At 44.6% G+C, this 21,989-nt stretch carries 18 protein-coding genes; 16 read left to right on the top strand and 2 right to left on the bottom strand.

Annotation, left to right across the window (positions count from 1 at the left end):
• Positions 1-28: 28 nt before the first annotated feature.
• A complete protein-coding gene (locus L1286_RS08260) occupies positions 29-3,079 on the bottom strand; it encodes a bifunctional diguanylate cyclase/phosphodiesterase (RefSeq protein ID WP_235406426.1) in 3,051 nt (1,016 codons plus the stop codon).
• A 394-nt stretch (positions 3,080-3,473) separates the two neighbouring features.
• On the opposite strand from L1286_RS08260, the gene mraZ reads away from it, so the two are divergent.
• The 16 genes from mraZ (at position 3,474) to lpxC (ending at position 21,151) form a co-directional block, all read left to right on the top strand.
• Positions 3,474-3,932, top strand: a complete 459-nt coding sequence (mraZ, locus tag L1286_RS08255) for a division/cell wall cluster transcriptional repressor MraZ (RefSeq protein WP_235406425.1) — start codon at positions 3,474-3,476, stop codon at positions 3,930-3,932.
• A 22-nt stretch (positions 3,933-3,954) separates the two neighbouring features.
• On the top strand, positions 3,955-4,890 hold the full coding sequence (rsmH, locus tag L1286_RS08250; protein WP_235406424.1) for a 16S rRNA (cytosine(1402)-N(4))-methyltransferase RsmH: 936 nt from the start codon (positions 3,955-3,957) through the stop codon (positions 4,888-4,890).
• Positions 4,891-5,214 carry a cell division protein FtsL gene (ftsL, locus tag L1286_RS08245; protein ID WP_235406423.1) on the top strand — a complete coding sequence of 108 codons (324 nt, stop codon included), beginning with the start codon at positions 4,891-4,893 and terminating at the stop codon, positions 5,212-5,214.
• Positions 5,211-7,025: a penicillin-binding transpeptidase domain-containing protein gene (locus L1286_RS08240; protein ID WP_235406422.1), complete on the top strand. Its 1,815-nt coding sequence runs from the start codon at positions 5,211-5,213 to the stop codon at positions 7,023-7,025. The genes ftsL and L1286_RS08240 overlap by 4 nt, the downstream gene beginning before the upstream one ends.
• On the top strand, positions 7,018-8,481 hold the full coding sequence (gene murE, locus L1286_RS08235; protein WP_235406537.1) for a UDP-N-acetylmuramoyl-L-alanyl-D-glutamate--2,6-diaminopimelate ligase: 1,464 nt from the start codon (positions 7,018-7,020) through the stop codon (positions 8,479-8,481). The genes L1286_RS08240 and murE overlap by 8 nt, the downstream gene beginning before the upstream one ends.
• Positions 8,478-9,860: a UDP-N-acetylmuramoyl-tripeptide--D-alanyl-D-alanine ligase gene (locus L1286_RS08230; protein WP_235406421.1), complete on the top strand. Its 1,383-nt coding sequence runs from the start codon at positions 8,478-8,480 to the stop codon at positions 9,858-9,860. The genes murE and L1286_RS08230 overlap by 4 nt, the downstream gene beginning before the upstream one ends.
• Positions 9,860-10,942: a phospho-N-acetylmuramoyl-pentapeptide-transferase gene (gene mraY, locus L1286_RS08225; RefSeq protein WP_235406420.1), complete on the top strand. Its 1,083-nt coding sequence runs from the start codon at positions 9,860-9,862 to the stop codon at positions 10,940-10,942. The genes L1286_RS08230 and mraY overlap by 1 nt, the downstream gene beginning before the upstream one ends.
• Positions 10,943-12,265, top strand: a complete 1,323-nt coding sequence (gene murD / locus L1286_RS08220) for a UDP-N-acetylmuramoyl-L-alanine--D-glutamate ligase (RefSeq protein ID WP_235406419.1) — start codon at positions 10,943-10,945, stop codon at positions 12,263-12,265.
• Complete coding sequence (gene ftsW / locus L1286_RS08215; RefSeq protein ID WP_235406418.1) at positions 12,265-13,440, top strand: cell division protein FtsW; 1,176 nt, start codon at positions 12,265-12,267, stop codon at positions 13,438-13,440. The genes murD and ftsW overlap by 1 nt, the downstream gene beginning before the upstream one ends.
• Positions 13,437-14,525, top strand: a complete 1,089-nt coding sequence (murG, locus tag L1286_RS08210; RefSeq protein WP_235406417.1) for an undecaprenyldiphospho-muramoylpentapeptide beta-N-acetylglucosaminyltransferase — start codon at positions 13,437-13,439, stop codon at positions 14,523-14,525. Before ftsW ends, murG begins: the two co-directional genes overlap by 4 nt.
• Positions 14,526-14,538: 13 nt before the next feature.
• Positions 14,539-15,948, top strand: a complete 1,410-nt coding sequence (murC, locus tag L1286_RS08205) for a UDP-N-acetylmuramate--L-alanine ligase (protein ID WP_235406536.1) — start codon at positions 14,539-14,541, stop codon at positions 15,946-15,948.
• Positions 15,945-16,853 carry a D-alanine--D-alanine ligase gene (locus tag L1286_RS08200; protein WP_235406416.1) on the top strand — a complete coding sequence of 303 codons (909 nt, stop codon included), beginning with the start codon at positions 15,945-15,947 and terminating at the stop codon, positions 16,851-16,853. The genes murC and L1286_RS08200 overlap by 4 nt, the downstream gene beginning before the upstream one ends.
• Before the next feature lies 1 nt (position 16,854).
• Complete coding sequence (locus L1286_RS08195; RefSeq protein WP_235406415.1) at positions 16,855-17,634, top strand: cell division protein FtsQ/DivIB; 780 nt, start codon at positions 16,855-16,857, stop codon at positions 17,632-17,634.
• The gene (gene ftsA, locus L1286_RS08190; protein WP_235406414.1) at positions 17,631-18,863 is read left to right on the top strand and encodes a cell division protein FtsA; all 1,233 of its coding nucleotides are present in this window, start codon (positions 17,631-17,633) and stop codon (positions 18,861-18,863) included. The genes L1286_RS08195 and ftsA overlap by 4 nt, the downstream gene beginning before the upstream one ends.
• Before the next feature lie 21 nt (positions 18,864-18,884).
• Positions 18,885-20,132, top strand: a complete 1,248-nt coding sequence (gene ftsZ / locus L1286_RS08185; RefSeq protein ID WP_235406413.1) for a cell division protein FtsZ — start codon at positions 18,885-18,887, stop codon at positions 20,130-20,132.
• Between the two features lie 95 nt (positions 20,133-20,227).
• Entirely contained in the window at positions 20,228-21,151 is a 924-nt protein-coding gene (lpxC, locus tag L1286_RS08180; protein WP_235406412.1) for a UDP-3-O-acyl-N-acetylglucosamine deacetylase, read from the top strand.
• Between the two features lie 52 nt (positions 21,152-21,203).
• On the opposite strand, the gene L1286_RS08175 is transcribed toward lpxC, so the two are convergent.
• Positions 21,204-21,683, bottom strand: coding sequence for a DUF721 domain-containing protein (locus L1286_RS08175; RefSeq protein WP_235406411.1), 480 nt, complete (start codon positions 21,681-21,683; stop codon positions 21,204-21,206).
• Positions 21,684-21,989 lie beyond the last annotated feature (306 nt).

Below are 21,989 nucleotides of genomic sequence, written 5' to 3'. Positions count from 1 at the left end.
GCCATTCAATAGAATGGCTTTTTTCGTTTTACGCGGGGTTTTCTTGCGATTGTACATGATCGATAAATGTTGCGATTGGTAAAGGCTTGCTGTAGTAATAGCCTTGCCCAAAATCACATCCCGCCTGTTTAAGCAATTCGTGTTGGGTGGCTGTTTCAATGCCTTCTGCAATGACTTTTAAGCCCAATTGATGTGCCATCAAAATCATTGTCTCACAAAGTACTAAATCGTCTTCATTGTGCTCAATACCATCAACGAAGCGCTTGTCGATCTTAATAAACTCAGTATCCATTTGCTTTAAGTAGGCAAGCGATGAATAGCCGGTACCAAAGTCATCAAGTGCAATGGCAAACCCTTGCTGAATGAGTTTTGTCAGTCTTTTCTGGCTGCGTCCTTCGCCTTGCATCATGAGCCCTTCAGTGATCTCTAATACCAGCATATCAGGTGTCAACTGGTGTTTGGCTAGTTGGCTTTGCCACGCTAACAATGTGGTGTGTTTGGCACTAAATTGTACTGGTGACACATTGATGCTCAATTGTAGTTTATTATTCAAGTGTTGTGTTTGTTTAAGTACATCGACCGCTTGAGTGAATGCAAATTCACCCAGCTGATGAATTAACTGGGTCTCTTCAGCCAATGGGATAAACTCCGCTGGGCTGATGATCCCCTTCGTCGGGTGCTGCCAACGAATTAATGCTTCCGCTTTTGTGATTGCCATGGTTTGCATGGTAACAATTGGCTGGAAATACATGACAAACTGATTTGCATACAGAGCTTGGCGCATATCTTTGAGCAATAAGATGCGTTGTTCGGCTTGTTCACGTAGCTCAGAACTGAACAAGGCAAATCCGTTTCTGCCAAGTTGTTTGGCTTTATACATCGCTTGATCTGCAGCCTTTAACAGCTGTTCAGTGTTTTTGCCGTCACGGGGGGCCAATGCGATCCCTATACTGGCCGCGATATGGCTGGTTTCGTCCGCAAGTGTGAAAGGTGCTTTAATAGTAGAAAGTACTTTCTCTGCTAGTTCAATTGCTTGCTCTTGGGTTTTACAGTGATCAAAAACGAGGACAAATTCGTCGCCACCAATCCGCGTTAGACGCGCAACGGACTCTGTGGCTTTTTTCAGTCTCTGTGCAATTTGTGCGAGCAAAAGATCGCCATAATAATGTCCTAACGTATCATTAATATCTTTAAAGTGGTCTATATCTAACAGTAAGACTGCGAAATTATGATTTGTCAGGCCATATAATGTATTCAGCTGTTTCTTTAAGCTTGTCCTGTTGGGCAAATCCGTGAGCTCATCAAAATGACTTTGACGCCACAGTTGTTCATCTTTACGCTTTTTATCAGTAATATCCGCAAAAATACCGACTCGGCGATAGGCTTCACCATGCTCATCATATACTGTATCTATGGTGAGCCATTCAGTGTACAACTCTCCATTTTTCCGCTTGTTTATGATCTCACCTTGCCATTTACCTGTAGATAGCAAGGAACGCCAGAGTTGTTCATAGAAACTGGGATCATATTTTCCCGAGCTTAAGATTGAGGTCGTTTTGCCAATAACTTCATGTTGAGCATACCCCGTGATTTTTGTAAACGCTGGGTTTGTGTCGAGTATATACCCTTGTGCATCAGTGATCACCATACACTCACTGCTGTTATTGTAGGTGAGTGCCGCTAAATTCAGTGCTTCTTCTTGTTGTTTTTTCTTGCTGATATCTCGCATGATCAAAATAGCCTCATCGATGTGCGCTATTTTGAGAATACGGATCTCATATACTTTACTTTGATTTTTTTCTTTTTGGGCATATTCAAACATCGTCATCGGCTTTTCTTGCAGTAAGGCTAAGGCTGCTTTTATCCGGATATTGATATGAGTTGGAAAGATATCCTGTAATGCCGCTCGGCCTGTCACTCGATGCCCATGCTGGTCAAGAATATTCGCGTGCTTATCCAGACGTAAAAAGTCATCTGGTAAGGCGTTGATGAGAGTATTGAGCTCGGCATGTTTACGATTTAATTCATACTCAGTATGGATGCGGATATTGGCCATGTGCTCAAAGTGTGATGCTAAATCGGCCAGTTCTTTTGGCATGTTTTTTTGGTCTAGTTTCAGCGCCTTACCTTGTGTTAATGCACCGATGGCATCACTGAAATCAGTTAACGGCAGCAACAATGTACTTCTAAGTTGTTGGCGCCCGAGCCATATCAAAAAGCACACGGCGACGAAAAACGCGAACAGAATTAATCCAAATTGTCTATTTACCTCATGAAAGGCATCATCAAACGGAAAATCAAAGTAAATATTGAGCTCAGATTGGGGTTGATGTAGTGGCTGACGCAGGTAAACATGGTGGTGACCAGTTTGATCTTCTAGAATAACGGCTTTTTGAGATAAATTAGCGGGCCAATCTTCGCTCACCGCGCGTCCTAATGGCTTTGTTGAATAGGGATACTCTGCGACAACTTGCGCAAAGTGGTCTGCAATCATCACGCGAGTCCCATTTGGCAATGGTAAATGAGACAAAGACTCGCTCCAGTGTGCAAGCCGTCGTACTGCGAAGATCACCATTTTGAGTTGATCATCTTGATACACTGGTTGGGCGAAGTTAAGGGTTGCAGACTGTACACTGCGATCTAGTTGATATTCACCAATACTAAAGTCACGCGTTCTGATCGCCTGCAAGAAGTAGGCTCTATCCGCGATACTTACGGGGGCTTTTAGCGGGTACAATGAACAGAAAACGCGACCACTGGGTGTGGCCAGTCCAAAGTTCGCAAATTCTTGATTGAGCAATTGTGCGTGATGGAGCAATTGAGGGCATGCCTGCTGCGATGATGAGAGCAATGTGTGGTTTGCGGCAAGTTGGCCGAGTAGCAGTTGCGCTTCTTTAATTTCTACACGCTGTTGAGTGGTAATTTGATTGGCATAAAATATCGCATCCTGCTCTTTGATATGCAGGATGTCTGCTCGTTGTGCAAATAATAACGCCAGTATCAGCGTGAAACCGGGCAAAGACAGTAACAGCATCAACCTAGAAAAGCGTTGTTTTATTGTCGAATAAAGAATAATCAAATCTCAATTTGTAAATACATGTATATGATAACCGCGTGTTCTCAAATCACCAAACTTCGTATTGGGTTACATAATTGATGTATTGATAATAGGTGGTTTTCACTCAAGGTTGTGTGTTTTTTAATCTGTATTTTTTGTTCGTTTAATTTCACAAGAGCGCAAATTTTTTATTTATAGGGGGTTACTTTTCAAGCCTTCCCATTTTTTCCCACTCATTTCAAAAACTTCTTTGAAACCCTCATTTTTTCTGGATTTAAGCCGATGTTAACCTCCTTATCTAGCTTGACAAAAAGGCTTGTCAAGCCCTAGACTTGTCAACTGTGGTAGAATGTGGGTTAAAGTGGATCAAATTGGATCAAAATGTACATTTCTCACTCATTGAGGTGACTTAGGGATGTTCCGCGGTGCAAACCTAATCAGTCTGGATGACAAAGGGCGTTTTTCGATACCGATGAAGTATCGCCAATCGCTGCTGTCTGAAGAAATGGGCACTGTCATTTGTACCATTGCGATAAATGAACCTTGTTTGTGGGTATACCCACTCTCAGAGTGGCAAGATATTGAAGCGCGTTTACACAAGCTATCTAATACGAACCCTCGTGTTAGGCGATGGCAGCGCATGCTTTTAGGTCATGCAACAGAATACCAATTGGACAAAAATGGCCGCATTTTGTTGGCCCCGTCTTTGCGCAATTATGCCAACCTTGGGAAGAAGCTCATGTTGGTTGGTCTTTTAAATAAGTTTGAGATCTGGGATGAAGCTCGTTGGAACGAACAGATGCGTCTTGATACTGAAATTGAGCGCAGTGGTGACGTAGAAGAGAGCTCAGATCTTGATGGTTTTTCTTTATAGAGTACAGGTGTAGCTCACAATTATGAGTTCAGAATTAGAACATATCTCCGTGTTAATGGACGAAACGCTCGATGCACTAGAGATTAAGCCGGATGGCATTTATATCGATGGCACTTTTGGTCGAGGTGGTCACTCAGGGCAAATTCTGAAGCGCTTGGGTGAGCAAGGTCGTTTGCAAGCGATTGATCAAGATCCGCAGGCGATCCAAGCTGCACAAAAATTTGCGCAAGACAGTCGCTTTTCGATAGCCCACAACCGATTTTCTAATATTTCAGCCGTCGCAGAAATGGCGGGTTTGACAGGTCAGGTTGATGGCATCTTGCTGGATATCGGCGTGTCTTCACCACAACTAGATGACGCAGATCGTGGTTTCAGCTTTATGAAAGATGGACCCTTGGATATGCGTATGAACCCGCAAGCAGGGCGTAGCGCGGCGCAGTGGTTAGCTGAAGCCGAGCTTGAAGATATGGTGCATGTCATAAAAAAATATGGCGAAGAAAAATTTGCTAGGCGAATAGCGCATAAGATTATTGAAACGCGGGCAGAAACCGAGATCACCACCACAAAACAGCTTGCCGAGCTTATTGATGAGGCGGTGCCAGTCAAAGACAAGCATAAGCATCCTGCTACGCGTACTTTTCAGGCTATTCGAATTTATATCAACAGTGAATTAGAAGAGATACAAACTGCATTAACGGCAGCGCTTGATGTGTTAAAACCAGGCGGTCGACTGGTGGTCATTTCTTTCCACTCTTTAGAAGATCGCATTGTTAAACAGTTCATTAAAAAACAGAGTAAGGGAGAGGCTGTGCCTCGAGGCCTTCCTCTTACCGATGCACAATTGAACAAAAACCTGACTTTGAAAGCGATAGGCAAAGCAATCAAACCAAGCAAAGCTGAGATTGATGCCAACCCGAGATCGCGTAGTTCGGTTTTACGTATTGCCGAGAAGTTATAAATGGCTAAGTCGACGCAGCGCCAACCCCAGCTATTTTTAGAGATTTGCCAAGTGATTTTGGCAAACAAGCTGACGTTTTTGCTGCTCGTAAGTGTGTTTATATCGGCATTAATTGTCGTGCAAGTGACGCATTCAACTCGTCAGCAGTTGATCTTGCAAGATCAACTGCTGCAACAAAGGGATGAGTTGGACCTAGAGTGGCGTTATTTGCTTGTAGAAGAGGAGTTTTATTCTCAGCATGCACGAATTGAAGAAATTGCCAAAGCGCAGTTAAAAATGCAGCGCCCAACGAGTAAAGAAGAGCAGGTAATCGAGTTGCCATGAAAACAAGCAGCAAACCTTCACAAAACCTAATAGCTTGGCGCTTTATTCTAGTGTGCGTTTTACTGGTGTCTGTTTTTGTCGCTTTGATTGCCAGAGCTGCCTATTTGCAAGTGATTGAACCGGATAAAGCCCGAGCTGAAAATGCTAAGCGTACAGTGCGCATGGAAAAACTACATGTTCAGCGTGGAATGATCTTTGACAGGAATGGCAAAGAGCTTGCGGTGAGCGTACCTGTCGTCAGTGTGTATGTCGATCCGTTGGCATTAGACAAAGCGCTCAAGTCTCGAGTATTAAGGTTAGCGAGGAAAAATGGTGAGGATCATGTCGCATTAGCTGATAATACTGCATTGCTTGCTGAGCGAAAACAACAGCTCTTCCAAACACAAGCTCGTTGGCGAGAGCTTTCCGATGTACTCCAATTACCTTCAGAACAGGTAAATAACAAACTACGTGGAAATCCTAAAAGGCGGTTTGTTTATTTAAAGCGCCAAGTTACACCGGCAGTTGCTAAGTATATAAGACAAATGCGCCTACCTGGCATTCACCTTTTAGATGAATCAAAACGATTTTATCCTAGTGGCGAAATTGCCGCACATATTTTAGGTGTCACGAATATTGATGGTATCGGTATTGAAGGGATTGAAAAGCGTTTTGATAAAGCACTAACGGGTACCGAAGGACTTAGAACTATTCGCAAAGACGCTCAAGGTCGCGAGGTACAAGTTTTATCGGAAGAAGAGCGCGTTGCGCCTGAAGATATTCACCTCAGTATTGATTTGAGAATTCAAACGATTGCTTATCGCGCGCTAAAATCAGCAGTATTAACCTACCAAGCGACCTCCGGATCCGCGATCGTGGTGGATGTACATACTGGTGAAATACTGGCAATGGTGAATAGCCCGAGTTTTAACCCCAATGATATGAGTAACGCGGCGCCATACAAACGCCGAAACCGAGCAATAACAGACTTATTTGAACCGGGCTCTACTTTAAAACCATTGGCGATACTCGCGGGCTTAGATCATGGTGTCATCAAAGCCGAAGATAGTATCAATACATTTCCAGGGTGGATGAGATTAGGGGGGAGCCTCGTCAAAGATACGCGCAACCATGGTGAAATGTCACTGAGAGAGATCTTGAAAGTGTCGAGCAATATGGGCGTTGCCAAAATCAGTCAGCTATTGCCGAAGGATTACTTTGTTGGAGTGTATCAAAAAGTGGGGTTTGGCGAAGATACCGGCACGTTGATGATAGGTGAGAGTTCTGGTTTGTTCTATCCGAATAGACGTTGGTCTGACTTTGAGATAGCCACTTTATCCTATGGCTACGCGGTTTCAGTCAGCACAGCGCAGGTCGCTCGTTTATATGCCACGCTGGGTGCGGGTGGAATATCCCGGCCATTGACAATACTGAAACAATCAGAGCCCCAGCCAGGAGCGAGGATATTTAAAGAGCAAGATGTCAAAGCGGTTGTGTCGATGATGGAATCCATTTTTGAAAAAGGTGGCACAGCGTCCAACATAAAAGTAGATGGCTACCGAGCAGCCGGCAAGACAGGGACTTCGAAAAAGGCAATAGCTGGCGGATATGGTGACGAATATGTAGGCTATTTTGCGGGCGTTGCACCTGCGAGTGACCCTCGGTTGGCTGTGGTTGTGATGGTGAACGAGCCTGGTGATGACGTATATTATGGGGGGGATACGGCTGGTCCTGTATTTGCAGAGATAGTGTCAAATGCGTTAAGAATGTTAAATGTTGCTCCGGACAAAGAACGGGTTGCTTATATATCGGAGTCAAAGAATGATGCGTGATTTGGCCATCGTGCTCGCAAAATTTGGGGTTGAAATTGCAACTACGCACGTGCAAACACTGCGTCTGGATAGCCGTGATGTCTGCAAAGGGGATTGTTTTGTCGCAATAAGCGGACATCAACTTGATGGTAACCAGTTTATCTCAGCAGCCATAGATAATGGTGCTGTCTGTATTTTGGTTGACAGCGAAGCCGATATAGGCCATTTCGCAGTCACTGTGGTTAGGATCCCAAACCTCAAAAATAAGCTTGCCGAGATTGCCGCTGAGTTCTATCAGCGACCAAGTCACAATATAGCGGTAGTAGGGGTCACGGGGACTAACGGCAAGTCGACAACGACGTCTATGATTGCAAATTTGGCGACCTTATGTGGCGATGACAGTGCCGTGATTGGCACCTTGGGTTATGGTTGTCCGAGTAAGTTAACCCCACTCAACAATACCACGCCATCCGCCATTGACTTGCAACGAATTTTTGCTGATTTAAAAGCCCAGTATCAATTAGTCGCTATGGAAGTATCTTCTCATGGCATTGTGCAAGGCCGCACGGCGTTGGTGGACTTTGATGTGGCCGTGTTTACCAATCTGAGTCGCGACCACCTTGATTATCATGGCGATATGCAAAGCTATGCAGATGCTAAGAAGCGTTTATTCACGCAGAGCACTGCCAAGCACAAAGTGTTAAATCTCGATGATGCGTATGCTCAGCAGTGGTTGAATGAACTTGAATTAAATGACTGCGTTGTATTTGGCAAACTCCCCCGAAATATTGAATACGAGCGGTTTGTGTTTTTCGATCAAGTAACCTGTCACCAAGATGGGATGGCATTCGAACTTATCACTGCTTGGGGAAATGTATCCATGTCTACGCCGTTGTATGGGCGCTTCAACCTTTACAACTTGTGCGCTGCATTTGCTAGTCTATTGGTGCAGGGCTATGACCTCGACCAATTGCAACGAGCGGCAACAAAACTAGCACCTGTAGATGGGCGCATGCAGGCATTTAAATCTGCTGGAAAACCAACCTGCATAGTTGATTACGCTCACACGCCAGAAGCGCTGGTGCTTGCATTGCAAGCACTACAGCAGCATGTACCCGGCAAGGTAACTTGTGTTTTTGGCTGTGGTGGGGACAGAGACAAAGGCAAACGGCCACTCATGGGCAAAGCTGCGGAGCAGTTCTCCGATAAAATAGTTATTACAAGTGATAACCCTCGTAGTGAAGCACCATTAACAATTATTCATGATATTAAGGCTGGGCTCAGTAACCCTGAGTATGCTGTTGTGCAACCTGATAGAGCTTTAGCTATTCGCACAGCCATTGAGGGGGCGGATGCAGACAGTGTTGTACTGATTGCAGGCAAGGGACATGAAGACTATCAAATTATCGGAAATCAAAAATTAAGCTTTTGTGATAGAAGCTTGGTTAAGGCAATTTTAGAGGGGGAAAGTGCATGATCAAGATGGATTTTTCTTGGCTTGCAGAAGTACTTGAGGCCCCTTTCAGTGGGCAAAACTTGGCTGTGGCCAACATCAATACAGACACAAGAACAATAACGAACAATGAAGTCTTTTTAGCATTACAAGGCGCGAATTTCGATGGCCACAAGTTTGTGGCAGAGGCAAAAGCGAAAGGTGCAATTGCCGCCATCGTCTCACGTCCTGTTGATGTCGATATCGTACAGTTCATCGTTGCGGATACACGCATCGCGCTCGGTAAGCTAGGCCAAAGCGTGATGCAAAAAGTTGCACCAAAAACGGTCGCGATTACGGGGAGTGTAGGTAAAACTACCGTAAAAGAAATGGCCGCCGCAATTCTCTCAAAGCGCGGTAAAGTGCTTGCAACAAAAGGCAACTTTAATAACGACATTGGTGTGCCTCTGACTCTCCTACGGTTGTCTGAGGACGATGAGTATGCGGTGATTGAATTGGGTGCAAATCACATTGGTGAAATTGCCTATACCAGTGAACTGACTAATCCCGATGTGGCTGTGGTGTGTAATGTGGCACCCTCTCATCTAGAAGGGTTTGGTTCGATAGAAGGCATTGGCCAAGCCAAAGGTGAGATATTTAGTGGGCTAAAGCCAAATGGTGTGGCTGTCATTAACCATGACAGCGAGTTTGCTGATATGTGGATTGATGGTCTTAGCGAGCAATCGGTCAAACGTTTTTCAATGCACGCACAATACGATGTGTGGGCTGAAAACATTGAACTTGATGATGCGGGAAGTGCGTCATTTCAGTTGTGTACGAACACAGCTTCTATTGCTGTAAAGTTAGCCCTGCCTGGTAAACACAATGTCATGAATGCTGTAATTGCAGCATCAGTTACGATGCCTTTGGGTGCCTCCCTCGAAGATATTGCCTCCGCCTTACAGAATATGGATGTCGTAAAAGGGCGAGTGAACGTCATTGATGTGTCGCAAGAATTACGTGTTGTTGATGATACCTACAATGCGAATGTTCGGTCGGTAAAAGCGGCCATTGAATTACTAAAAGAAATGCCCGGAATGCGGATTTTGGCGCTAGGTGATATGGCTGAATTGGGAGAAGATGCGAGAGCTTATCATCAAGAAGTTGGTGAATACGCACATCAATTAGGAATTGATGCCTTGTTCTCTTTGGGGGTTTTAAGTCGCTATGCCAGTGAAGTGTTTGAACAACCCAACCGTCATTTTTCGACACGAGAACATATGCTCGAAGCGCTCTTTGATTTTATTCGCGATGAATCGCAAAAGTGTACGGTATTGGTAAAAGGATCTCGAAGTGCACGAATGGAGCTATTGGTTTCAGATCTGATAGCTGCCCACAAAAATTCCGTAGATGGGGACCGATAATGTTAGTTTGGTTAGCAGAGTATTTAACGCAATACTACAGTGGTTTCAATGTTTTTTCGTATCTGACGGTACGTGCGATTTTGGGGATCTTAACAGCGTTGCTCATTTCGCTCTACTTTGGGCCTAAATTGATCCGTGCGTTACAGCGTATGCAAATAGGGCAGACGGTTAGAGATGATGGCCCTGAATCGCATTTATCAAAGTCTGGCACACCTACAATGGGTGGGTTACTGATTTTAGCGGCGATCTTTACCAGCTCTTTAATGTGGGGAGATTTAAGTAATAAATATGTTTGGGTAACGTTGTTTGTTATTGGCTCCTTGGGCGTTGTTGGCTTTGTTGATGATTACCGAAAAGTAATTAGAAAAGACAGCAAGGGGTTAATCGCGAGGTGGAAATACTTTTGGCAGTCGGTAATTGCAATCTCTGTGGCGGCATTTTTATATTATACCGCGAATTCAGATGCAGAAACGTCGTTAGTGGTGCCTTTTTTCAAAGATGTATTGCCTCAATTAGGATTGTTTTACCTCGTAATGAGCTACTTTGTGATTGTGGGTACTTCAAATGCGGTAAATTTGACCGACGGGTTGGATGGGTTAGCCATAGTGCCCACCATCTTGGTTGCAGCGGCACTGGCCATTATTGCTTATTTAACGGGCAACGTAAATTTCTCAAATTATCTCCATATTCCTCATATACCCTTGGCGAGTGAGCTGGTTGTGGTATGCACGGCCATTGTCGGGGCTGGTTTAGGGTTCTTGTGGTTCAATACATATCCTGCACAAGTCTTTATGGGAGATGTGGGCTCATTGGCACTGGGCGGCGCACTGGGCATTATTGCGATTCTAGTAAGGCAAGAGCTAGTGCTTGTGATCATGGGTGGCGTCTTCGTTATGGAAGCGTTATCGGTCATTTTACAAGTCGGCTCCTATAAACTGCGTGGTCAACGGATTTTCCGAATGGCACCGATCCATCATCATTATGAGTTAAAAGGATGGCCTGAGCCGCGCGTAATTGTACGTTTTTGGATTATTTCTTTTATTTTGGTACTGGCCGGTTTGGCAACACTTAAGATCAGATAAATGAACTACTTAGACAAGCTTAAGCAGCAACATATAACAATCCTCGGCCTAGGTATTACTGGGCTTGGGATTGTACGCTTTATGGTACAGCACGGTATTACCCCAAAAGTGGTAGATACGCGAGCGGTACCGCCCGGTGCTGACTGGCTCGCTCACAATGTTCCTGAATGTGAAGCCGTATTTGGACCACTCGCGGAAGCGGCTCTAACGTGTACTGATCTAATTATCATCAGCCCGGGGATCCCGCTGTACGACCAATATGTTGCACACGCGATAGCTCAAGGGACAGAAGTCATTGGCGATGTGGAGTTATTTGCTCGCCTTAACGACAAACCGGTTGTGGCTGTCACGGGCTCTAATGGCAAGTCGACGGTGGTTAGTTTAGCAACAGAAGTATGTAAAGCCGCAGGTCTTAATGTTGGCTTGGGTGGCAATATCGGAACTTCGGTACTCGATTTATTGGATCAGGATTTGGACCTTATTGTGTTGGAGTTGTCTAGTTTTCAGTTGGAAACGACCCAAAGTCTAAAGTGTGCAAGTGCAATGATCTTGAATATCACTGAAGATCATATGGATAGGTATCCCGATTTTGATGCGTACTGTGCGGCTAAAAAACGTATTTATCAGCAAACCGATTTGTTGGTATATAACAAAGATGATCCACAAACCTATCAGGCCCACAAGCATTTACGCAGTGTAGGACAAAGTACAGGCGATTACTGTGTTAGTACTTCGTCAGAAGGCACATCATACTTCTGTGTTTTGGGTGAAGCATTTTTACCAGTGGACTGTTTATCTATGCCAGGTAAGCACAATCAGTTTAATGCGCTATCGGTGATCGCGCTTTTGAGCCCTTTTGGAATTAGCAAAAAAGCCTTTGAACAGGCTTTTGGTCAATTTGGGGGCCTTTCTCACCGTTGCCAATTGGTCGCAGAAGTGAATGGCATTCAATATTTTAATGATTCTAAAGCGACCAATGTTGGTGCCACCGTCGCGGCACTCGAAAGTCTCGCTGATGGATGCAACAAAATTGTTTTGATACTCGGCGGAGATGCAAAAGGTGCGGATACAGCACCATTGGTGGTGCCACTGAAGGCCTATTGCCGTGCAATCGTGTGCTTTGGCCAAGATGCTGATTTATTTATGCCTTTACATGATGACGCCACGAAAGTGGCAACGTTACAAGAAGCCGTCATTGCGGCTAATAAGCACGCTATTGCAGGTGATATTGTGTTATTAGCGCCTGCGTGTGCAAGTATTGATATGTACCCTAATTACATGGTGAGGGGTGACGAGTTTTCTAAATTGGTAGAGGGACTCTGATGCTCGCAACGCTCAACTTTAAAGACACATTCCAACTTAAAAGCTCCGATTCATTATTTGATTTGCCTTTGCTGTACGCGATGCTATGCCTGGTTGGGGTTGGTTTTGTGATGGTAACGAGTGCTTCAATGCCGGTTGCTGAGCGCATTTATGACAACCCCTACCATATTATCATCAGACATGGCATGTTTCTGTTTATGGCAATGGTCCTGTTTTGGTTGAGTACCTCTGTCTCAATGATGTGGTGGAAGCGTTTTAACCCCTACTTGTTGTTACTTGGCATGGTCATGCTGATTGTCGTGTTAGTTATTGGCCGTGAAGTAAACGGGGCCAAACGTTGGATCCCAGTGGGACCTGTTGGTATACAGGCAGCTGAAGTAGCAAAACTATTTTTTATTAGCTATATCGCAGGCTACTTGGTTCGCAAGCGCGAGGAAGTGCAAGAAAACATCAAAGGTTTCGCGAAGCCAATAGTGGTTTTTGCTGTGTATGCATTTTTAATTTTAATGCAGCCTGATTTAGGAACCGTTGTGGTGATTTTTGTCACAACAGTTGGATTGCTGTTCCTTGCTGGTGCAAAGCTATGGCAGTTTTTTGTCCTGATGCTGACAGGGGTATTCCTAGTCATTATGCTTATTATTTTTGAGCCGTACCGTATGGCGAGGGTGGTGGGTTTTCTAGAACCTTGGAAAGATCCGTTTGGCAGAAGTTATCAGTTAGTCCAGTCATTGATGGCCTATGGCCAAGGTGGTTGGTTTGGTCAAGGGCTGGGCAATAGTGTACAAAAACTGCAATATCTACCCGAAGCACACAATGACTTTATTTTTTCTGTGATTGCGGAAGAGCTTGGCTTAATCGGTGTAACCTGTGTGCTGTTAATGCTAGGTACTTTAGTGTTTAGGGCATTGGTAATAGGCCAGCAGGCATTAAAATCCAACAAAGAGTATGAAGGTTATCTAGCACTTGGTATTGGTATTTGGTTTGCATTTCAAACTTTGGTGAATGTGGGCGCCAGTGCGGGTATGTTACCAACTAAAGGGCTTACCTTACCCTTTGTATCTTATGGTGGTTCTAGTTTACTGGTTATGACGATAGCGGCTGGGTTGCTGCAAAGAATCGATTTCGAAACAAAAATGTCGACCAGACAAGCAACATCAAGAGGCGGTAAACGATGACAAAGAAAATATTGGTTGCGGCTGGCGGTACGGGCGGTCATATTTTCCCAGGGATCGCTGTAGCCCAGCAATTAAAAGATGCTGGTTGGGAAGTTTCGTGGGTTGGCACTGCCGATAGAATGGAAGCGCAAGTAGTACCTAAACACGGCTTTGACATTGACTTTATAACGGTTAAAGGGCTTAGAGGCAACGGACTAAAAAGGTTGTTTCAAGCGCCACTAATGATTTTGAAAGCTGTATTTGCAGCAAAAAAAATTTTATCCAAGCATAAACCTGATGTTGTTTTAACGATGGGGGGATATGTGACTGGGCCAGTAGGTGTTGCGGCCAAGTTATCGGGGGTGCCACTCGTAATCCATGAACAAAATGCTGTGGCTGGCATGAGTAATAAATTGCTGGCAAAGCTAGCGACCCGTGTTTTGTGTGCGTTTAAAGGGGCGTTTCCGGAAGCCAAGTGTGACGTCGTGGGGAATCCAATTCGTAACTCCGTGACTCAAATTAGACCTAAGCCTGTCTCGCAAAGTGTGAATTGTCTTGTTGTCGGTGGTTCTTTGGGTGCAAAAGTACTCAATGAAATGTTGCCGAGTATTTTTGATTCGTTGCGAGAGCTTGGCCATAGAGAGTTATCTATTTGGCACCAAAGTGGAAAAGGAAATGCGCAATCTGTTGCGACGGCTTACCGTGATTGTCAGTTCGCATATAAAGTGGATGAATTTATCGAAAATATGGACCAAGCCTATGAATGGGCTGATATGATAATTTGTCGTGCTGGTGCACTTACTGTGAGTGAAGTTGCGGCTGCGGGAAAAATGGCTGTATTTGTGCCTTTGCCTCATGCGGTTGATGATCACCAAACGTTTAACGCAACTGTTTTGGTAGATCAGGGGGCAGCGTTAATCATGCCCCAATCAAAATTAAATGAACAAAATATGGTGACGTTGTTAGAGCCCTACTTATGTGACCCAACACTTATTGAAGCAAAGTCGCAAAAAGCAAAATTATGTGCTCAATTGTCAGCGACGAGCACTGTAGTGGAAATAATTAAAGAAATTACGAGTCAAAGAGAAAATTGTGAAAGAAAATAAGTATCGCCGAGCTATGAGACGAATTAACACCATTCACTTTATTGGGATTGGTGGTGCCGGTATGGGCGGTATTGCAGAGGTGTTAGCTTATGAAGGCTATCGAATCACAGGCTCTGACATTGCGCAAAACGCGATGACGCAAAGGTTATTGAAAGTTGGTGCTGAGATATTTATTGGCCACGATGCAAATAATGTTAAAGATGCCGATGTGGTGGTTGTATCCAGTGCGATTGACCTGACAAACCCAGAAATTGTTGCAGCCAAGCAAGCGCGCACGCCTGTGGTGAGAAGAGCCGAGATGTTAGCGGAGTTGATGCGTTTTAGGCATGGTATTGCCGTTGCAGGTACCCACGGAAAAACGACGACTACCAGCTTAGTTGCGAGTATTTTTGCGGAAGCAAAACTTGATCCGACCTTTATCATTGGTGGCTTGCTTAATAGTGCAGGCAGTAATGCTAAAGTGGGCACAAGTGATGTATTAATTGCGGAAGCTGATGAAAGTGACGCATCTTTCTTACACTTGCAACCGATGGCTTCTGTAATTACAAATATTGAAGCTGACCATATGGATACTTATGGTGGTGACTTCGAAAAGCTGAAAGATACCTACATTGAATTCATCCATAATTTACCATTTTATGGCTTAGCTGTGGTTTGCATTGACTCCCCTGTTGTACGTGAGCTTTTACCCCGTTTCGCAAGGCCTACGATTACCTATGGTGAAAGTGAAGATGCCGACTACCGTATGACCAACTATGTCCAAGATGTCGGCAGCTGTCGTTTTACTGTAGTACATAAGTCGGGGTCGAGTATTGATATCCAGTTGAATATGCCGGGTAAGCACAATGCATTGAATGCCACTGCTGCGATAGCCATTGCTAAAGACCATGATATAGAGACCATTGCGATTCAAAATGCGTTACAAGAATTTGCGGGTATCGGGCGTCGTTTCCAACATTATGGCACTTTCACTCACGATGAGCGATGTGTGATGCTGGTTGATGACTATGGTCATCACCCTTCGGAAGTCGCTGTGACGATACAAGCTGCACGGGCTGGTTGGCCTGACAAACGCTTAGTGATGCTATATCAGCCCCATAGATACACTCGTACACGAGATTTATACGAAGAGTTTGTAAAGGTTTTGGCTGAAGTCGATCAACTGATTTTACTGGATGTTTACAGTGCGGGTGAAAGTCCAATTGTTGGCGCAGATAGTAAAGCTTTATGTCGCAGTTTAAGGCAGCGGGGTGTTGAGCCTATTCATATTGCCGAGCATAGCGAGTTATTTAGCGTACTGGCTGATGTAGTCGAAGACAATGATTTAGTGATTACTCAGGGGGCGGGCAACATTGGTCAAATAGTTAAAAAATTGGCCGCGACGGAGCTATCTCTAGAAAAACTAAGGTCAGAAAATTTATGAGCAAGTTTGGTAAAGTAGCTGTTTTACTGGGTGGTAGCTCAGCTGAGCGAGAAGTGTCTTTGGCATCGGGGACAGCGGTGCTTGATGCCCTAAAACGAGAAGGTGTTGATGCCATTGCTTTTGATCCCGCCCAGCGAAATATTTGGGACTTGAAGTCTTTGAAAGTTGAGCGAGTCTTTATCGCTTTACATGGCAGGGGGGGAGAAGATGGCACTGTTCAGGGCGCGCTAGAGTTTATGGGAATACCGTATACGGGCAGTGGCGTATTAGGCAGTGCATTAGCGATGGATAAAATTCGCTGTAAGCACTTATTTCAGTCGGCTAAGTTGAGCACTGCTAAATATGCGGTGGTAGACAAGCAAAGTGGTTTTGACGCGCAAGCCATTATTAAAGAACTGGGTTCTGTTATGGTGAAGCCAAGCCATGAAGGTTCCAGTGTCGGGATGGCCAGAGCAGATGATGACATCGCGCTCACCGAAGCGCTCAACAATGCTTTTAAATTTGATAGCCAAGTTTTGGTGGAACAGTGGATTGAAGGCCGTGAGTTTACGGTCGCAGTGCTCGATGGAAAAGCATTGCCTGTTATTGAGATGCGTACTCCACGTGGCTTTTACGACTATGAGGCTAAGTATAAAGAAAATACAACCGAGTATATTTGCCCAGCAGATATTAGCCTTGCTTTTACAGAGCAGTTACAGGTTATGGCAAGTCATGCTTTTGAGTTGGTTGGCGCGACAGGCTGGGGCAGAGTGGATGCGATGCAAGATGCGAACGGTCAATTCTATCTATTAGAAGTAAATACAGTTCCTGGTATGACTGAGACTTCATTAGTGCCAAAAGCTGCGAAAGTTGAAGGCATGACATTTGACCAGTTAGTTATTCGTATTTTGGAGCAAACGGTTTAAGATGCGCCCAAATTTGCAAAAAGCCATAGCAAATCTAAGGACCTGGAACTGGTCCGTGATACTAGGAATGGGCTTTTTCATTTGTGTTTTATTGATGTTGTCACGTAGCTTTTTTTGGGTGAGTGACTGGTTAGTTGCACACCGAGATGCGCAAATTAAGACCTTAACTGTGCTTGGAGAACCGTATTATACAAGTGAGCGGGACATTATATCCGCGATTAGTAAAGCGGAGTTAAGCAGTTTTTTTAAGTTGGATGTGAAAGCTGTTCAAGCATCGGTCAAGTCGCTGCCCTGGGTTGCGTCAGTCTCGGTTCGTAAGCACTGGCCAGATACAATTCAAATTTATGTCACAGAGCATAACCCTGTGGCGTTTTGGAATAGCGACTCACTGCTCAATGAAAGTGGTTTTATCTTTCAAGCAAGTAGCGACAAACTACCCAAAGGGTTACCACAGTTGTACGGCCCTGAAGGAAGTGAAAAAGAAGCATGGGAGACTTTTTTACAGCTAAAAGAAATGCTTGCTGTAAACTCTTTCGAATTAACAAGCTTAGCGTTATCAGAACGGTTTGCTTGGCAGTTATGGTTAAAAAATGGCATTGAGCTTAATTTAGGTAGACAAGAAAAAGCAAAAAGAGTGCAACGATTCATCGATGTGTATCCATTATTACAACGCCCTGAAGGGGCTCTGCTCGATGTGATCGATTTGCGATATGATACGGGGCTGGCGGTAAGTTGGAGATACCCTCAGCTTCAAGAGAATAAAGAAAAGAGTAAAGCATGACCAAGTCAGCAGAAAGAAACTTAGTGATAGGGCTAGATGTGGGGACCGCGAAAGTGGTTGCCACTGTGGGTGAGATCACACCAGATAATCAGTTAAGTATTGTTGGCGTTGGCAACCAAGTTGCACATGGTATGGATAAAGGTGGCGTAAATGACCTTAACTTGGTATCTGACTCGATCAAACGTGCTATTGATGAAGCTGAACTTATGGCTGATTGCCGTATTAGTTCGGTTTACTTAGGAATTTCTGGTAAACACATTCAGTGTCAAAATGAAAGCGGTGTTGTTGCGATTAATAATGCAGAAGTAACGGATGACGATATTGCCAATGTAATTCATATCGCACGCTCTGTGCCGATTTCTGCTGAGCGTAAAATGCTGCACTCATTGCCACAAGAATATAGCATCGACATGCAAGAGGGGATTAAGAACCCGTTAGGCATGAGCGGCGTGAGGATGGAAGCGAAAGCGCATATTATTACCTGCTCTAATGATATGGCCAAAAATATCGAGAAGTGTGTGGAACGCTGTGGCTTAGATGTGGATCAGCTCACTTTCACGGCGCTGGCATCTTGCTACTCGGTATTGACTGAAGATGAGAAAGAGCTTGGTGTAGCGGTTGTCGATCTTGGTGGCGGGACTATGGATATTGCCATTTATGTCAATGGTGCACTGCGTTATACGGCTGTAATTCCAGTTGCTGGAAATCAAGTAACAGGAGATATTGCAAAAATATTTAGAACACCTATCTCACATGCTGAGTCTTTGAAGGTACAATACGCGTTTGCAAGTAGCCAAATGGCCAGTGCTGAAGAGACTATTGAAGTACCAAGTGTGGGTGGCCGTCCTTCGAGGATTATGTCTCGCCATACTTTATCAGAGGTTGTTGAGCCAAGGTTTAGAGAGTTATTTGAATTAGTTCAAGAAGAAATTCGTCGCTCTGGTTTTGAGGATCAGATTGCGGCTGGTGTTGTACTGACAGGTGGCAGCGCCAAAATGAAAGGGGCGCTGGAAGTAGCAGAAGACATCTTTCAGATGCCAGTAAGGATAGGAAAACCTGTTGGGATCACAGGATTAACTGATTATGTTGATGATCCGGCATATGCAACAGCGGTAGGTTTGTTACAATACGGCCGAACGCTGCAAGCCAAAAATGCACAAAAGGCGAAAATTGATGCCGAAGAAGGTTGGTGGAGCCGAGTAACTAAATGGTTCCAAGGTGAGTTTTAAAGCTCAAGTCGGAGAGTGAAGATGTTTGATATTATGGAACAACACGGCGAAGAGGCCGTAATTAAAGTAATTGGTGTTGGCGGCGGCGGAGGCAATGCTGTTGAGCACATGGTAAAACAAGAAATAGAAGGTGTGCGCTTTATTGTTGCTAACACAGATGCACAGGCGCTAAGAAAGTCGTCGGCAGATGTAACAGTGCAGCTTGGCACACAAATTACGCAAGGATTAGGCGCTGGGGCCAATCCTGAAGTCGGTAAAAAAGCCGCAGAAGAAGATGTCGAAACTATCAAAGCCAGCCTTGAAGGCGCAGATATGGTTTTTATCGCTGCAGGTATGGGCGGCGGCACAGGTACTGGCGCGGCGCCTGTGGTTGCACGAGTTGCAAAAGAATTAGGCATTCTAACTGTTGCTGTTGTGACTCGTCCTTTTGACCTAGAAGGCAAGAAACGTATGGCGGCGGCTGACCACGGTATCGGTGAGTTGTCGGAAATTGTAGACTCGCTTATTACAATTCCTAACAACAAGTTACTGAAGGTTTTAGGCAAAGGTACTACATTATTAGACGCGTTTGCGAAAGCGAATGACGTCTTATATGGTGCGGTACAAGGCATCGCAGAGCTGATCACGCGTTCAGGTTTAATTAATGTGGACTTTGCTGATGTAAGAACAGTGATGTCGGCAATGGGCACGGCAATGATGGGGACGGCTGCTGCATCTGGACCTGATCGTGCACAAGAGGCTGCTGAAGCAGCGATTTCAAGTCCACTACTTGAAGATGTGGACCTGACAGGTGCGAAAGGTATTTTGGTGAATATCACCGCTGGCATGGATATTACCATTGAAGAGTTTGAGGTTGTTGGTAACCATGTCAAAGCACTTGCTTCTGAAAATGCAACAGTTGTTGTGGGTGCTGTTATCGACCCTGAAATGAGTGATGAATTACGCGTAACCGTCGTTGCAACTGGGCTTGGTGGTGAGCGCAAGCCTCAATTTGGCATTGTAGATACTGGATTACAAGGTTTCTCGGGCCAAGCAGGGACAGGCACACATGGACCAAGCCATATCAGTGAAGAGACTATTCCTAGTTTTGGTGGTGCAGGGAATAAACCGGTTGAGGCCCCGACCAATAAAGACGGCGGTAGCAGTATCGCTGGTGTTCAAGGCGTGAAACCGTCTAAAGATGCCGAGTCATCTGAAAAAGAAACGGGTGAAAAAGAGAAAGGTGATTACTTCGATATCCCTGCATTTTTAAGAAAGCAGTCAGATTAAGCAGTAATTTTAACAAGGTTAAAAAATAGACGATTGGCAGAGTGTTCGTTTTGTGATACACTCCGCCGTCTATCTAACTTAAAGTGGGCGAATATATGATTAAACAACGTACAATTGCAGAAGTTGTTAAAGCCACAGGTGTAGGTTTACACAAAGGTGAAAAGGTCACGATCACTCTCCGACCTGCGAGCGCAAATACAGGTGTTGTATTTCGTCGCGTAGATCTAGACCCCATTGTCGATTTTGAGACGACGCCTGAAGCTGTGGGTGATACGCAATTGTGTACTTGTTTGACTAACAAAGACGGTGTTCGCCTGTCTACCACAGAGCACTTAATTGCGGCCGTGGCAGCTTTAGGTATAGACAATCTGATTGTCGAGCTTGATAGCGCAGAAGTGCCCATTATGGATGGTAGTGCATTACCTTTCATATATTTACTTCAAAAAGGCGGTATCGCTGAGCAAAATGTTGCCAAACGCTTCATTCGCATTAAAGAGACCGTCCGTGTTGAAGATGGCGATAAGTGGGCTGAGATCGAGCCATATGATGGTTTTCATATTGACTTTGAGATCGCTTTTGACCATCCCGCTATCAATGCAAGTCGTCAACGCATTGGGCTAGATATTACAGCTCAGAGCTTTACTCAAGAAATCAGTCGAGCGCGTACTTTCGGTTTTATGAAAGATATTGAGTATATGCATGCGAACAACCTTGCATTGGGTGGTAGTATGGATAATGCAGTGGTACTTGATGACTTTAAAGTGCTCAACCCGAACGGTTTAAGATATAAAGATGAGTTTGTGAAGCATAAGATCTTAGATTGTGTTGGCGACTTATTTATGACTGGCCACAATATCCTTGGTAAAGTAACGTGTTATAAATCAGGCCACGGTTTGAATAACAAGTTATTGAGAGAAATAATGGCCAATGAAAGCGCTTGGGAGTGGGTCACGTTTGATGAACCTGTCACGATGCCAGCGCCAGGATTGGAAGCCGGTCAGCAACTTTCAGCAGTATAAAAAAATGACGCGTAAGCGTCATTTTTTTTGCCTAACAGTAACTTAAGAGTGCTTATTTGTTTTTTCTAAGGTGACTTGCCAGTTTTAGCAGCTTTTCTTTTAAGCCTGGGGGAGCGCCCTCCGCTAATTGAGATAACTGAGCAGCCGTTTCTTCACTTAATCCAGGTTTGTTTGATGTTGGTGACGGCGCTTGCTTGATGACTGTTTGTAAACGCTGCTGGACTTCAGGATTTGACGTTATTTTTATTTGTCCGCAATCATGTAGGCCTGATTGACGAAAAGCAGACAGGATTTCCATTTTCAGGTAACCCAATCTGGTTGCCAACGTCGCGGAGGCTGCCTCAATAAACAAGGTGCCCTGTGAATAATTTGCAACTCGACACTTTTTACTCAAAATGGGCCCTAACGCTTGCTCTAAGGGAGCTTGAAGTGCGTTGATATCTTGAGATTTCTCGACGTAGTTAGTGAGTTTGTCAGACCACTTGGGTGCCAATTCTGAGAGGGGCTTGGGGTTAAATCGATTTTTTGCCATGGTCTGCTCTTATCACTAAAACTGCGCCCAAATGATGCTCGTCCGCACTTAGCGTGCCGCATTCACTGGCGCCTACTTTGTATTAATTATATATCGGGCGTACCAATATAAATAGCCCATTAAGCGTAACATGTTTGCGCGAATGTTGTCGGCTGAAGCCCATACACTTGATCTATGAAGTCACAATCCCCATATTATGCTAACACGCACATTATCGTCATATCCCACGGCTAGTATCAGGCGCAGCGGTGGAATCGGTGTGAGTTTTCAGGCTGCTTATAGTTCCATATTTTATTAAATAGGAAC

It is taken from the genome of Pseudoalteromonas sp. SMS1 (genome assembly GCF_021530565.1).
Lineage (GTDB): Bacteria > Pseudomonadota > Gammaproteobacteria > Enterobacterales > Alteromonadaceae > Pseudoalteromonas.
The sequence above is the reverse complement of the archived record's forward strand: the minus strand, read 5'-3'. Positions and strand labels throughout refer to the sequence as shown.

Bases quoted from the DNA above. Each gene is read 5' to 3' on its own strand.
- mraY (WP_235406420.1), top strand. From the start codon at position 9,860: ATGTTAGTTTGGTTAGCAGAGTATTTAACGCAATACTACAGTGGTTTC.
- L1286_RS08175 (WP_235406411.1), bottom strand. From the start codon at position 21,683: ATGGCAAAAAATCGATTTAACCCCAAGCCCCTCTCAGAATTGGCACCC.
- ftsZ (WP_235406413.1), top strand. From the start codon at position 18,885: ATGTTTGATATTATGGAACAACACGGCGAAGAGGCCGTAATTAAAGTA.
- murD (WP_235406419.1), top strand. From the start codon at position 10,943: ATGAACTACTTAGACAAGCTTAAGCAGCAACATATAACAATCCTCGGC.
- L1286_RS08240 (WP_235406422.1), top strand. From the start codon at position 5,211: ATGAAAACAAGCAGCAAACCTTCACAAAACCTAATAGCTTGGCGCTTT.
- L1286_RS08200 (WP_235406416.1), top strand. From the start codon at position 15,945: ATGAGCAAGTTTGGTAAAGTAGCTGTTTTACTGGGTGGTAGCTCAGCT.
- L1286_RS08230 (WP_235406421.1), top strand. From the start codon at position 8,478: ATGATCAAGATGGATTTTTCTTGGCTTGCAGAAGTACTTGAGGCCCCT.
- murE (WP_235406537.1), top strand. From the start codon at position 7,018: ATGCGTGATTTGGCCATCGTGCTCGCAAAATTTGGGGTTGAAATTGCA.
- L1286_RS08195 (WP_235406415.1), top strand. From the start codon at position 16,855: ATGCGCCCAAATTTGCAAAAAGCCATAGCAAATCTAAGGACCTGGAAC.
- ftsL (WP_235406423.1), top strand. From the start codon at position 4,891: ATGGCTAAGTCGACGCAGCGCCAACCCCAGCTATTTTTAGAGATTTGC.
- murG (WP_235406417.1), top strand. From the start codon at position 13,437: ATGACAAAGAAAATATTGGTTGCGGCTGGCGGTACGGGCGGTCATATT.
- rsmH (WP_235406424.1), top strand. From the start codon at position 3,955: ATGAGTTCAGAATTAGAACATATCTCCGTGTTAATGGACGAAACGCTC.
- murC (WP_235406536.1), top strand. From the start codon at position 14,539: ATGAGACGAATTAACACCATTCACTTTATTGGGATTGGTGGTGCCGGT.
- mraZ (WP_235406425.1), top strand. From the start codon at position 3,474: ATGTTCCGCGGTGCAAACCTAATCAGTCTGGATGACAAAGGGCGTTTT.
- ftsW (WP_235406418.1), top strand. From the start codon at position 12,265: ATGCTCGCAACGCTCAACTTTAAAGACACATTCCAACTTAAAAGCTCC.
- ftsA (WP_235406414.1), top strand. From the start codon at position 17,631: ATGACCAAGTCAGCAGAAAGAAACTTAGTGATAGGGCTAGATGTGGGG.
- lpxC (WP_235406412.1), top strand. From the start codon at position 20,228: ATGATTAAACAACGTACAATTGCAGAAGTTGTTAAAGCCACAGGTGTA.